Below are 12,750 nucleotides of genomic sequence, written 5' to 3'. Positions count from 1 at the left end.
CGCTTTGAAGAAAGAGTTCGACGTCCTTCTTCTCGGATATTACGGCTTCGGCAACCTCGGCGACGAGCTTCTATGCGAAGCGTCGCTGAGACTGCTGGAGTCGTGCGGCGTTCCCAGGGAACGCGCCGCCGTGCTTTCGGCGGACCCGCGCTTGAGCGAGGAGAAATACGGCGTCCGCTCTTTCAGCCGCTGGAGTCTGCGCGAGCTGCGCCGCGCCTGTTCCGCGAGCACGACGCTGCTTCTCGGCGGCGGCGGACTTTTTCAGGATTCCACCAGCGCGCGCTCGTGCTTCTATTATTACGCGGCTGTGCGCGTCGCGCGGCTGCTCGGCCTTAAGGTGTGGGCCGAAGGGCAGTCGGCGGGGCCGCTGCGCGGCCGCGTTCCGCTCGCACTCACGCGCGCGGCCTTTTCGTCTTGCTGCCACATAGGCGTGCGCGACGCAGGCTCGCTTTCGCTGCTCGCTTCAATGGGGCTGCGAGCGTCGCTGTCGCCTGATCTTGTGATGTCGCTGCCCGTGGAGCGGGTGGACGGCTGCGGCCCCTTCCTGCTTTTCAACGCGCGTCCGGGCCACCGCGCGCTGGCGGAGGAGGCAGCCGGAAGCTGCATGAAGCTTGCGGACAAATCCGGGCGCGAGATCATGGGCGTCGCTCTGTCTGACGAGGACGCGGCGGAGCTCGAGCGCCTCGCCTCAAGCGGGCTTGTAAAGCTTTCAGACATTGCCGTGGTTTCGTCGAAAGAGGATTTTCACGCCGTCGCGTCGCGCGCCTCGGGAGCCATAGGCATGAGGCTTCATTTTCTGATACTTTCTTCACTCTCCGGCCTTCCGCTCGCCGGATGTTCATACGATCCTAAGGTCGCCGGCTTCTGTATGCGCTATAATATAGCTCTGACGGACGGCGGCGTTCCGGCGCTGTCGCCGCCTCTCACCGCCGCCTCAGCGGCGCGCGGGGCGGCCGCCGTCTATGAAATTTTCTCGGAGGGGCTGCACTCTGCGTGCGGCGTCGCAAATGGACAATACTAGAATCGAAGAACTCAAAAGCATAACGTCCGAGGTCCGCAAGGATATATTGCGCATGGTAGGCATGGCGCGCTCCGGCCCGTACGAGACGCCGCTCGCCGCCGCGGGGTTGCTCGTCTACCTTTACTGGGAGGAGCTTGTGCTCATACCGTCCGAGCCGGAGCGCGGCGACAGAGACCGTTTCGTGCTCGGGATGCCCGAGGCCGTTCCCGCGCTCTACGCCGCTCTTGCAAGACGCGGATTTTTCGAGCGTGAGCATCTGTGGCACTACAGGCGGCTCGGCGCGATGCTTCAGGCTCATCCCGATTTCCGGCGGATACCGGGGATGGACGCGCCATGCCTTACTGTGCAGCCGTCGCTCGCGATGGCCGCTTCCCTCGCGCGCGAGCTAGCGTCTCGGCGTTTTCGCCCGCGCGTCGCTTTCGTCGTTTCGGACGAGGCTCTTCGCTCCGATGAGTTCGCCGAGGAAACGTGCCGCGCCGCGAAGCTCGATATACCCAATCTTTTTATGATAATACTCTGCGGCGGAGATATGGACGGCGGCGCGCTCCCTGAGGGATGGGAGACGCGCCGTGCAGCCGGCGGGGATTTCGCCGCGCTTGAGGGCGCGTGCGGCTCTTTTGATTTTTCTCGCGGGGCTCCGAAAGCTCTCGCAGTGCGCGCGGACGGCGGCTTCGCCATCTCGTCGATAGGCGCGGGACGGCAGGGCGAGCCGCACTCGCTCAGCCTCGGCGAGCTCGACATGGCGCTCGAGGAATTGGAGGTAAGATCTAGTGAATATAAATAAAACGGCCTCTACCTTCGAGGCATTCTGCGGCATTATAGCCCGGTACGCGCGCGAACGCGACGACTTCGCGCTGCTTGTCGCGAAAGACGTGCCCGACTGCGGCGCGCTGCGCGAAATACCGGAGGACAAGATAATTTCGTCATGCGCCGACGCGCATTCCGCAATTCTCAGCGCCGCCGGGCTCGCCCTTGCGGGAAAACGCCCGTGGGTGCTCGGACGGGCGGCGGGGCTCCTCGGCGGAAGCTACCAGCATATACGCGAAGCCGTTGCCATGCCGTCGCTGCCAGTCCGCATAGTCGCGGTTGACGGCGGGCTGTCGCTCGCGCAGGACGGAGCGGCCGGCATGCTGCCCTCGGACATCGCGCTTGTCAGGACGATACCGGGGATGAACTTGTTCGTCCCCTCCGACGTTCTGTCGCTGACGGGCATAGTAGAGGGGGCGGAGACCGACGGCGCTCCGCTTTATATAAGGCTGGGGCGCGCGCCTGCGCCGGAGTTTGAAAATCAGTCCGGCGAGATATTCAGGCTCGGCGGAGCCCGCATACTGCGCGAGGGGGCCGACGTGACTATATGCGCCTGCGGCATAATGGTGAGCCGCGCGCTCGAGGCCGCCGAGCGGCTCGAACGCCAGAACATCGGCGCGGAGGTCATAGACTGCTACTGCCTCAAGCCTTTCCCTGAGCAGGCGCTGCTCTCGTCCGTCCGCAGGACGGGCTGCTGCGTCACCGCTGAGGAGCACTGCGGCGCCGGCGGCCTATTCGGAGCGGCGGCGGAATGTCTCGGACGCACCTATCCTGTTCCGCTGCGTTCCGTTTCGCTGCCCGACGAGTTCATCAGCAGCGGCACGCCGGAGGAGCTGCGCGAATACTACGGCCTCACCTGGAACGAGATAGTGGACGCTGCGGCCCAGGTGTGGGCGCTGCGCAGGAGGTAGGCCGATGGATATAAGGTTTTCCGGCGTCTCCAAAATATTCGAGCCGGACATCGTGGCTCTGGAGGACGTATATCTCGACATAGAAAGCGGCGAGTTCGTGTACCTGGTAGGCGAGACCGGCTCCGGCAAGACGACGCTGATGCGCTGCATCTTCCGCGAGGTCGTCCCGACGCGCGGGCACATCAGCGTAGGGGGGCACGCGCTGCGCAAGATGGGACGCTTCGAGCTCGCTATGTTCCGCCGCGACGTCGGCGTGATCTTCCAGGATTTCTGCCTGCTTCCGAACATGACGGCCTTTGAGAACGTCGCTTTCGTGCTCGAAGTGATGGGCGTTCCGTCGCGCGAGATAGCCGAGCGCGTCGAGGATGCGCTCAAGACCGTGGGAATATGGCGCAGACGCATGCTTCTGCCGCCGCAGATGTCGGGCGGCGAGCAGCAGCGCCTCGCCATAGCCCGCGCGATAGTCAACGAGCCTTCGCTCATACTCGCCGACGAGCCGACGGGCAACCTCGACAACCACACGGCGGACGAGATCATGCAGCTTCTCTTCGAAATCAACGCCGCCGGCACGACCGTGCTGATGGCGACGCACAATCAATTCATCGTGGACACCTACCGCCACCGCGTCGTAGAGATAAGACGCGGGCGCATAATCCGCGACGAGAAGGACGGGGGGTACGAGGGCGATGGCACGTATTAAATATATAATGCGCGACGGCTGGAGGCTGATATGGCGGCACTTCGGCATGAGCCTTCTCACTATCTTCACTGCTATGGCGGTGTTCTTCGTCGTAGGCGCGACGATGCTCTTTATCCTGAACATCAGAAGCGTTATCGGAAACATGGAGAACCAGCTCTCGATACAAGCGTACCTCAAGCCCGACGCGGAGCTTGAAAAGGCCGCCGCGGCAGTGCGCCGTATAAGCGGCGTAGAGCGCGTGACGATGATCACGAAGGAGACCGCGCTCGAGCGGCTGCGCGCTCGCCTAGGCAACCAGGCCGACGCCGTGACGCTCCTCGGAGAGAACCCTCTGCCTTCGAGCCTCGAGATACACGTCTCGAAAGCCTCGCAGGTCTCCGACGTCGCGGGGCGGCTCGGCTCCGTCGCAGAGATCGAGGATATCGTCTACGCCGGCCATGTCGCGGAAAAGCTGTCGAAGCTCTCGTCGTTCGTCGAGAAATTCTCGATAATCATGCTCGCGGTCGCTCTCACGGCCAGCGGCGTGGTGCTCTTCAACACGATAAGGATCTCAGTCTATTCCAGGGCCGAGGAAATAGACGTGATGATGAAGGTCGGGGCCACATCCACCTACGTGGCGTTCCCGTTCGTCATACAGGGCTTCATCCTCGGCTTCTTCGGCGCGCTCGCCGCTTCAACGGCGCTTGGCTATTCGTACCTGAGCGCTCTCGAACGGCTGCGCGACATGCTGCCCTTCATAACGTTCATAGACTCGAAGCGCGTCCTGGCGAACCTCTTTATCATGCTCATCTGCTGCGGTGCGGTCGTGAGCCTTATCGCGAGCCTCATTGCTGTGGAGAAGTTCATCAGGAAGGCCTCGAAGCCGCTGTAGCGAGGCAGACTACCGTGACGAAGGCTAAAAACATGCGGATGAAAATCACGGCGGCGCTGGCGGCCTGCTCCATACTTTTCACGGGAGCCGCGGCGCTGGCGGCCGCGAAATCCCAGTCGGACATAGACGCGCAGATAAAACAGCAGGAGCGCGAGTTCGACAAGATACAGAAGCAGATCTCGCAGAACCAGAAGAAGCTCTCGGAGACTGCGAAGCGAGAAAAAAGCGTGACTAACCAGCTCAACGCGCTGAGCCAGAAGATAACCGTCACGCAGCAGCGCGTCAACATCGTGAGCCTTAAAATGCAGAAAGTCAAGAAGAACATCTTCACGCTCGACGCCGACATAAAAAAGATGAACAACGACATAGCCGCAGCGCAGAAGATACTCGAGAAGAGGCTCGTCAGCATTTACAAATACGGCGGGGTCGCGGAGTTCAACCTGCTGATGTCGTCGCGCGGGGCCGAGGACGCGCTGGCCAACTCCTATCTTCTCGGCAAGATCGCTGAGCAGGACAGGCAGCTCATAAACTATCTGACGGAGCAGAAGCGCCGTCTCACGATGACGCAGGAGGAGCTCCGCAAGGAGCACAGCACGCTCAAGGATCAGAACGCCGACCTAGCGAAGCAGAACAAGGAGCTTAAGTCAGCCGCCGACGAGCGCAGCGCAGTGTTGGCCAAGGTGCGCAAGGATAAGAAGCTGTTCCTCGCCGAGCAGGAAGAGCTCAAGAAAGCATCGCAGGAGATGCAGGCGGCGATAAAGAAGCTTCTCAAACAGAAGCAGGAGCTTAAGGCGAAAGCCGACGCGGCGAAGCGCAAGGAAGGAAAGCCGGTCGCGCCGACGCCGGTCTACTACAAAGGCGGACGGCTCGCATGGCCGATACAGGGGAAGATAACGAGCCAGTTCGGGACGCGCGTCCACCCGACGTTCAAGACGAAGATAACGCATACAGGGCTGGACATAGCAGCGCCCAAGGGCACGCCGGTCAAGGCCGCCGACCCGGGCGAAGTGCTCTACACCGGATGGATGCGCGGCTACGGGCAGGTCGTCATCATCGACCACGGCGCGAACCTTACGACGGTCTACGCCCATCTCTCGAAGATAGAGACGAGCGAAAACGCAAAAGTCACGCGCCAGACGGTGATAGGCCGCGTAGGAGCGACCGGCGTGGCGACGGGCAACCACCTCCATTTTGAAGTAAGGGTCAACGGCGACGCCGTCAACCCGATGAAATATTTGAAGTAACTCCGCCTTCGGAAAGGTAAGTGAAGATATTGAAATCGAAAATACTGCACCTGGTCACGGGGATATTTATCGGGGCGCTGCTCTGCGTATCGCTCTACAGCATACCGCAGGCTGTCGGCGCCGACTGGGAGAGGAGCCTTCCTTTCACGCCGCAGCAGCTTGCGATAATAAAGCAGGTGAAGCTCGCACTCTCGACCTATCAGGTTGACGGAGATCAAAAAGGCAAGATAGACGACACGAAGATGTACTACGGCGCGCTGCGCGGCCTCGTCGCCTCGATAGACGACCCGTACACCCGCTTCGTAGACCCGGAAGCGCTGGCCGAGGAGAACATGGAGATAGAGGGCGAATACGGCGGCCTCGGCATCTATATGGCCAACCGCGACGGGCGCACGACCGTCATAGCCCCGATAGAGGGCACGCCGGCCGACCGCGCCGGCATCAAGCCGCTCGACGAGATAATCAAGGTAGACGACAAAATGGTCTTCGGCATGGACAGCAACGAGATAGTGAAGATGCTGCGCGGCGAGCCCGGAACCTCTGTGACGCTGCAGATACGCCGCAAGGACGAAGCGAAGCTGATACCGGTCAAAATAGTGCGCGAAATCATCAAAATCAAGACGGTACGCCTTGAAATGCTCGAAGGGGGAGTCGCCTACATAAAGCTCAACCACTTCAACCTAAAGACCGACGAGGAGCTGAAGGCGGCGTTGGACGCCGCGATGTCCAAAAACGCCAAAGGCGTGATAATGGACCTCCGCAACAACCCCGGCGGCCTACTCGACGTCTGCGTGGACGTGACCTCGCGCTTCATCCCGGAGGGGGTCGTCGTCGGCATGAAGGGGCGCTTCGAGCGCGCGAACGACACTCTCTACGCGAAGCCAGGGCTGGCGAACGACCTGCCGCTCGTCGTACTCGTCAACGAGGGAAGCGCGAGCGCCTCGGAGATATTCGCGGGCGCGATAAAGGATCACAAGCGAGGCACGATAGTCGGGACGAAGACCTTCGGCAAGGGCTCCGTGCAGACGCTCTTCAACCTGCCCGACGGCTCCGGCATATATGTGACGATAGCGCGCTACCACACGCCCTCCGGCTTCGTGATAGACCACAAGGGACTAACGCCGGACGTGACGGTCGCGGGAGAGCCGATGAAGAACAAGAAGGACGACAAGCAGTTCCAGAAAGCGCTCGCCGTCCTCAAAGATAAGCTGAAAGAGAAAAAATAAAACGGGAGATGGCCTCAGTTGGCTAAGCATTACAAAAGAACGAAGGGTAAACGCAGGCTGCGCGTAGCGCTGGCGCTGCTGCTTCTCGCGGTAGCGGCGGCTGTCTACGCCGTCGCGCTCAACAACCAGGGACGCTACTCCAAGGTCGCGGAGCGCGAAGCCGCGCCGGCCGAGGTCGCGCAGCTTCCGGCCCCCGAGCCTGAGCCGCCGTCGCGCGAGGTCATAGTAGTCTCGGCCGACGACGGCCTCCCCGCGGAACAGCCGCAGCCCGCGAATGACGCCATGCCTGCCTCCGGCGGCGGCCCCGACGACGGCAAGGCGCTTCTCGCCATCGTCATAGACGACGGCGGCAGCCAGATGAACTTAACGAAAAGAGTCGCGGCTCTCGACATTCCGACGACGTGGGCGATAATCCCATACCGCCCCTACTCTAAGGAGACGGCCGAATTGGCGGCCTCAAAGTCGGTGCCTTACATCGTACATATGCCTATGCAGGCTCAGGCGGACAAAGATTCGGAAACGGGAAAATTCATAATCGGGCGCGGAATGTCCGCCGCAGACGTACGCGCCAAGACCGAGAAAGCGCTCGACTCCCTGCCCGGGGCCGTTGGGCTCAACAACCACCGCGGCTCGCGCGCGACAGAGAGCGCCGAGCTCATGCGCCCGCTCATGGAAGTGCTGAAAAGCCGCGGGCTCGTATTCGTGGACAGCCGCACGACGGGCAAAAGCGCCGCATACGACACGGCGCTGAAAGCGGGAGTGCCCGCGCTGCAGAACCGGGGCTTCCTCGACAACTCTTCGGACAAAGCCGTCATTGCGAAGCGCTTCGACGAACTAGCGCGCAACGCGCAGAAACGCGGCGCTCTGCTCATAATCTGCCATTTCCGCCCCTCGACAGTTGCCTTCCTCGAAGAACTGAACGCGCGCTATAAAGAGCTTCCGCTGCGCTTCGTCACAGTCCCGGAGATGCTCGCTCTGACTGACGACGGCGTGCCGAAGAAAAAGTAACGCGAAGCGCGCTGCGCGAAATTTACGAAAAAGGCAAAAAAATCCCCGCGCCGATAAACGCTGGGATTTTTTATTTTCCGTTCGTCCGTACCTTTAGGCGCTGCGCTCCCGGCGCGGACTCCTGCCTCGATTCGACTCCGCCGGAGAAACGAAATGCGCCGCCGCGCAGCACCCGTAGGTATAGAGCGCCGCCGTCTCTTCCCCACGCGCCGGATCAGTATGAACATCTTTTGTGACGCGAAGCCGCCGGCCTCGGCGGCGATTTCGCTCAGCTCCGCGCCGTTCATGAAAAAATCCCGTTAATGTTAATAGTCAAGCAGCACCGGCACGCGGTTTTTCAGCGAAAATTTCGCCGCCTGGTAGAAGATGGAGAAGGCGAACTTCGCAAGCGACTCCGCCGCTGCTGGGTCATAAGTGTCGGGGATTTCTTCGCCCGTACTGACGAGCTTTCCGTCGTCGGATATCACGACCTCTGCGGGCGCGCCTTCCGTGTCCTTCCAGCGCAGTATTTCCTCTTCGTCCGCATTCCAGGTCGCTTCGTTCAACTGCTCAAGTTCAGAGAGCAGCGCGCCTGCGGTCGAGATTGTTTTCTCGTCTTCCGTGGGAAGCCAGCCCGTGAAGCTGAAAGGTTCCTCGATAGGCAGCCACCACTCGACGCCGCCCGCTATCTCTAGCCCGCGGAGCTTTTCCTCTTCTTCATCGTTCAGCGCGATAACGTCCCGATAGGCCGCGCGGCGCGGAAAAGCCTCGGGAAGCGGTCTGTGAAGAAGGGTGCAGGCTTCAAAGAGCATCAGCGCGTTATAGGCGTCCCAGTCCGGCTTGTCCGTGAAATATGGTTTTTCGTCGTCCTCGGACCACGGCTCGCACGGTGCGCCGCCGCGTTCAAGCGCGCCGAGCAGGCCGTCGCGCCACGCCTCGACGGCGCCGCGTATTTCGTCTTTTGACATAACCTCTTCGTCCTCTGCGCCGCCGCCCGGCCGCACCATTTCGCATTTAAATCCGTTCTTTTCGGCCCACTGCTGCACCGCGGTCTTCCAATCGTGCGAGTAGTATCGCGTCAGCGTCCCGGCGTAAATATCGAGTCCCATTTTATATACCCTCCTTGCGCCGCATAGCGTGCGGCTTTTTCCCGTCCGCTTATTATATGCCAAATTCAATCCGGCGCGCCTTTTGTAAATCTGTTCCGGTAAAAATCGGCGGAACCACGTAAAAAAGACGGCCCGAGGCGGTTTTCGGCTTCCGCTGCGCGCGCCGGAAGCGCGGCAAAAGCCGCGCTGGCGCGTGAGCTTTGATGTATCGTGAAAACATATCATATCATCCAAAGTTTATTTGACGCGGCGTCAAAAAGTCGTTGTTTGCCTTTTCTTTGCAATTATTTTATAAAAAAGTAAGAGAGTTGAAGCCCTGAACCTGTGTGAAACAAATGACGAAAGTTGAATAGAGAGGAGTTCTTAGTCATGAAAATTATGGACTGTACGCTGCGGGACGGAGCCAATGTCGTAGGCAACGGCTTCCCGGCCGACCTTACAGCTATGATGCTGAAGGGGCTCGTGGAGAACGGAGTCTCGATCATAGAGTACGGCAACGCGAAGGGGCTCGGAGCGGAGGAGCTTGGCTTTCCGTCGCCCGTCAGCGACAAGGAATATCTCGAAATGGCCCAGCCCTATATGAAGAGGGCCGAGATAGGGATGTTCCTTAACGCGAAGCGCTATAAGAGGGAAAACGTCAAGTACGCCGCGTCGCAGGGGCTGACCTTCCTCCGCGTCGGGGCGGACGCTGGCGACGGCTCGAAGTATTACGAGGTCATCGGCGCCGTAAAGTCCGAGAACCTCAAGTGCCGCTACTCTCTGATGAAGGCCTACCTCCTCAGCCCTTCCTGCCTTGCGAAGGAATGCGCCGATCTTCAGGCGCACGGCGTCGATGAAGTCACGATAATGGACTCGGCGGGCTGCATGCTTCCCGACGAGGCCGGAGAGTATGTGCGCGCGCTGAAGGATAATATTTCGATCCCGGTCGGCTTCCACTGCCACAACAACCTCGGCATGGCCGCGGCCAACGCCGTCGCAGCGATGCACAACGACGTAGACGTGCTCGACTGCGGCCTGCTCGGCATGGCGCGCAGCGCCGGCAACCTCGCGACCGAGATAGCCGTTGCGCTCGCCGAGAAGGCTGGGAAGAACGACCACGTCGATTTCTACGGGCTGCTGAACTTCCTCGAGAGCGAGCTCGTCCCCGCGATGGAGAAGCACGGCTACCATACGCCGATAAAACCGCTCGACCTCATCCTCGGATTCAGCGGATGCCATTCATCGTTCGTCAAGACTTTCAAGGCGGTCGCCGCAGAGTACGGCGTGGACGTTAAGCGCCTTATAGTAGCCGTATCCGCGGTAGACAGAAAGTCACCGTCGGAGGCGCTCATGCGCGAGACGGCCGAGAAGCTCAAGGAGAACAGGTAGCCATGAAGATTCTGCTGGCGGGCACGTATCCCGAAGGTACGGCGGACAAGTTCCGCGCCATGCTTCCGGGACACGATATATACACCGCCGAGACGCAGGAGCAGTACGATGCGGTCACGGACTGCGAGATCGTCGTGGTCCGCGTGCTCAAGACTCCTGAAAAGACGCTCGCGGACAAAAGCGCGCTGAAAGCCGTCATACGCTGGGGCGCGGGGTATGATTCAGTAGACATCGAAGCCGCCGGAAAGCGCGGCGTGAAGGTAGCAAACACGCCGGGCGTAAACTCCTACGCCGTCGCTGAGCTCGCCGTCGGCCTGATGCTCTCAGTCAACCGCCGCATCGACGCCAACGCAAGGCAGTGCCGCGCGGGCGTCTGGGACAGAAACACCTACGCAAAGCGTTCCGCGACGCTGAACCACAAAAAAGTCGGCATAATCGGCGGAGGCAACATCGGCCGGCGCGTCGCTAAAATAGTCCAGGCCCTCGGCGCCGAAGTCGTCTACTACGACGTATTCCGCCTGCCGGAGGATACGGAGAAGGCCTACGGCATGAGATTCGTGACGCTCGAGGAGCTGCTTGAGAGCGCGGACGTCGTTTCGATCCATGTTCCGCTTCTCGACGGCACTCGCCACATGATAGGCAGAGGCGAGCTCGCACGCATGAAGCCGAACGCGGTAATAGTCAATACGGCGAGAGGCGGGCTGATAGACGACGAAGCGCTTGCGGAGGCCGTATCCGCCGGAAAGCTCGGAGGCGCCGGGCTCGACTGCGTGGAAAACGAAGATTTGGCGTCGAACCCGCTGAAGGACTTCGACAACGTCGTCATAACGCCTCACGTCGGCGGCACGTCGAACGACCTCGCCGAAGAGATGGTTCCGGCGATATCCGAAGCGATAAAGAAATTCTGCGAGACCGGAGAGCTGGATCATACGGTCAACAAAGAGTTTCTGGCGTAGACGGGATTACGGAGACGGTCGTTCATGGCGAAAGTCAAAGTAAATAAAAAAGAGCTCTTTGAATTATCGTCCAAGCTGCTCGCTATGTACGGCGTGCCCGAAGAGGACGCCCGTACCGTGGCGGCTTCGCTTATAGACGCCGACGCCCGCGGCATATCGTCGCACGGCGTCGTGCGCCTCGTCCAGTACGCCGAAAGGCTGAAAAAGGGACTCGTTAATCCGAAGCCCGAGATAAGGACTGAGCGTTTCGGCTGTCTTCTCAGCGTAGACGGGGACAACGGCCTCGGGCAGATAGTCGCGATGCGCACGCTGGAAAAGTGCATGGAGCTGGCGCTCGAGATCGGAGGCGTCTTCGCGTTCATCCGCGCGAGCAACCATTTCGGCGCTGCCGGTTATTATACGAGGATGGCGGCGGAACGCGGCTACGCGGCCTTCGCGACGTCGAACGCCGGCCCGAGCGTGCCGCCCTACGGCGGGATTGAGCCGATGCTCGGCACGAACCCTTTCTCCTTCTCTTTCCCCGCCGGAAAGTACGGCGACTTCACGATAGACTGCGCGACGAGCGCCGCAGCGAAGGGAAAGATACGGCTTTACGCCAGGGAGGGCAAAGAGATACCGCTTGGCTGGGCGATGGACGCCGACGGAAACGATACGACCGACGCGGCGAAGGCAGTGCTCGGCGGCCTGCTCCCGATGGGATGGCACAAGGGCTACGGCCTCGCGATGGCTACGGACGTTCTGTGCGGCCTGCTCTCCGGCGGCAAGCTCAGCCACGAGTCCGAGTCCATGTACGGATGCTCCGCGGCCGCCGGCACCGGGCACTTCTTCTGGCTCGTGCGCATAGACAAGCTGACGGACGTCAAGCTCTTTGAGGCGCGCGCCGAGGCGTGGTTCGACGAGCTCAAGGCTTCGCGCAGACGCCCTGGCGTTGATGAAATTCTGATCCCCGGGGAGATAGAAAACCGTCTGTTTGCAAAATCAGAAGAGACGATCGAGATACCCGAGTCCGTCGTCTGTGATATCAAAAATGCAATGTGTGAAGGTGGATGCTCTATATGATGAAGAAGATTAAGCTGGCGACGGTCGTCAACGGCTGTTTCGTCTTATTCTCCGCATGGTATCTGTATATAGCGATGGGGCTGCGCTACTGGAGCGGCAAGTACGCGCCCGGCCCTGGATTCATTCCCCGCTGGATCGGCGGCATACTGCTCGTCTTGTCGATAATCGCCTTCGTCCAGTCTTTGAAGCGCGACGGCATCACGATGGACAAGGTGCTTCCGAAAGACAAGACGGCGAGGACGAACCTCTTCGTATGCTGGGGCGGTTTGGTTTTCTTTTTGGTTTTCGTCAAATTTCTCGGATTCCTTACAGCCGGATCTCTGCTCATGATAGCGCTCTTCCAGCGCGGCACCGGAAAATGGAAATACGCCGTCCCGTTCGGCATAATCACGGCTCTGGTGTGTTTCTTCGTATTCAAGGTGCTTCTGCAGGTCCAAGTGCCGCTGAACAAATTCGGCTGGTAATACGCCGCTTGGAATTACGTTATTGAA

At 60.4% G+C, this 12,750-nt stretch carries 13 protein-coding genes; 12 read left to right on the top strand and 1 reads right to left on the bottom strand.

Features of this window, described 5'->3' with window-relative positions:
- Nucleotides 1-4 precede the first annotated feature (4 nt).
- Genes csaB through B5F39_RS12435 form a run of 8 tightly spaced genes read left to right on the top strand, consistent with a single transcriptional unit; the run spans nucleotide 5 to nucleotide 7,788 of the window.
- Nucleotides 5-1,021, top strand: a complete 1,017-nt coding sequence (csaB, locus tag B5F39_RS12470) for a polysaccharide pyruvyl transferase CsaB (protein WP_087368201.1) — start codon at nucleotides 5-7, stop codon at nucleotides 1,019-1,021.
- Entirely contained in the window at nucleotides 1,008-1,805 is a 798-nt protein-coding gene (locus B5F39_RS12465) for a hypothetical protein (RefSeq protein WP_087368199.1), read from the top strand. The genes csaB and B5F39_RS12465 overlap by 14 nt, the downstream gene beginning before the upstream one ends.
- Nucleotides 1,792-2,739 carry a transketolase C-terminal domain-containing protein gene (locus B5F39_RS12460; protein WP_087368197.1) on the top strand — a complete coding sequence of 316 codons (948 nt, stop codon included), beginning with the start codon at nucleotides 1,792-1,794 and terminating at the stop codon, nucleotides 2,737-2,739. Before B5F39_RS12465 ends, B5F39_RS12460 begins: the two co-directional genes overlap by 14 nt.
- A gap of 4 nt (nucleotides 2,740-2,743) precedes the next feature.
- Entirely contained in the window at nucleotides 2,744-3,439 is a 696-nt protein-coding gene (locus B5F39_RS12455; protein WP_087368195.1) for an ATP-binding cassette domain-containing protein, read from the top strand.
- Nucleotides 3,426-4,310, top strand: a complete 885-nt coding sequence (locus B5F39_RS12450) for a permease-like cell division protein FtsX (RefSeq protein WP_087368192.1) — start codon at nucleotides 3,426-3,428, stop codon at nucleotides 4,308-4,310. Before B5F39_RS12455 ends, B5F39_RS12450 begins: the two co-directional genes overlap by 14 nt.
- Nucleotides 4,311-4,342: 32 nt before the next feature.
- Nucleotides 4,343-5,554, top strand: a complete 1,212-nt coding sequence (locus B5F39_RS12445; protein WP_087368255.1) for a M23 family metallopeptidase — start codon at nucleotides 4,343-4,345, stop codon at nucleotides 5,552-5,554.
- A gap of 20 nt (nucleotides 5,555-5,574) precedes the next feature.
- Complete coding sequence (locus tag B5F39_RS12440; protein ID WP_239391265.1) at nucleotides 5,575-6,780, top strand: S41 family peptidase; 1,206 nt, start codon at nucleotides 5,575-5,577, stop codon at nucleotides 6,778-6,780.
- An 18-nt stretch (nucleotides 6,781-6,798) separates the two neighbouring features.
- Nucleotides 6,799-7,788 (top strand): divergent polysaccharide deacetylase family protein, encoded by a 990-nt coding sequence (locus tag B5F39_RS12435; protein WP_087368190.1) that lies wholly within the window; start codon nucleotides 6,799-6,801, stop codon nucleotides 7,786-7,788.
- Between the two features lie 305 nt (nucleotides 7,789-8,093).
- Here B5F39_RS12435 and B5F39_RS12430 read toward each other — a convergent pair whose 3' ends face one another.
- Nucleotides 8,094-8,876 (bottom strand): hypothetical protein, encoded by a 783-nt coding sequence (locus B5F39_RS12430; RefSeq protein WP_087368188.1) that lies wholly within the window; start codon nucleotides 8,874-8,876, stop codon nucleotides 8,094-8,096.
- A 369-nt stretch (nucleotides 8,877-9,245) separates the two neighbouring features.
- On the opposite strand from B5F39_RS12430, the gene B5F39_RS12425 reads away from it, so the two are divergent.
- From B5F39_RS12425 to B5F39_RS12410, 4 genes are read left to right on the top strand one after another with little or no spacing between them, the layout of a single operon-like run.
- A complete protein-coding gene (locus B5F39_RS12425; protein WP_087368187.1) occupies nucleotides 9,246-10,244 on the top strand; it encodes a 4-hydroxy-2-oxovalerate aldolase in 999 nt (332 codons plus the stop codon).
- A 2-nt stretch (nucleotides 10,245-10,246) separates the two neighbouring features.
- Nucleotides 10,247-11,200 (top strand): 2-hydroxyacid dehydrogenase, encoded by a 954-nt coding sequence (locus B5F39_RS12420; RefSeq protein ID WP_087368185.1) that lies wholly within the window; start codon nucleotides 10,247-10,249, stop codon nucleotides 11,198-11,200.
- A gap of 24 nt (nucleotides 11,201-11,224) precedes the next feature.
- Nucleotides 11,225-12,259: an Ldh family oxidoreductase gene (locus B5F39_RS12415; RefSeq protein ID WP_087368183.1), complete on the top strand. Its 1,035-nt coding sequence runs from the start codon at nucleotides 11,225-11,227 to the stop codon at nucleotides 12,257-12,259.
- Nucleotides 12,256-12,723 carry a tripartite tricarboxylate transporter TctB family protein gene (locus B5F39_RS12410; RefSeq protein ID WP_158096052.1) on the top strand — a complete coding sequence of 156 codons (468 nt, stop codon included), beginning with the start codon at nucleotides 12,256-12,258 and terminating at the stop codon, nucleotides 12,721-12,723. The genes B5F39_RS12415 and B5F39_RS12410 overlap by 4 nt, the downstream gene beginning before the upstream one ends.
- Nucleotides 12,724-12,750 lie beyond the last annotated feature (27 nt).

Source organism: Cloacibacillus sp. An23 (genome assembly GCF_002159945.1).
GTDB lineage: Bacteria > Synergistota > Synergistia > Synergistales > Synergistaceae > Caccocola.
This window is presented reverse-complemented; position numbering and strand designations above follow the sequence as displayed.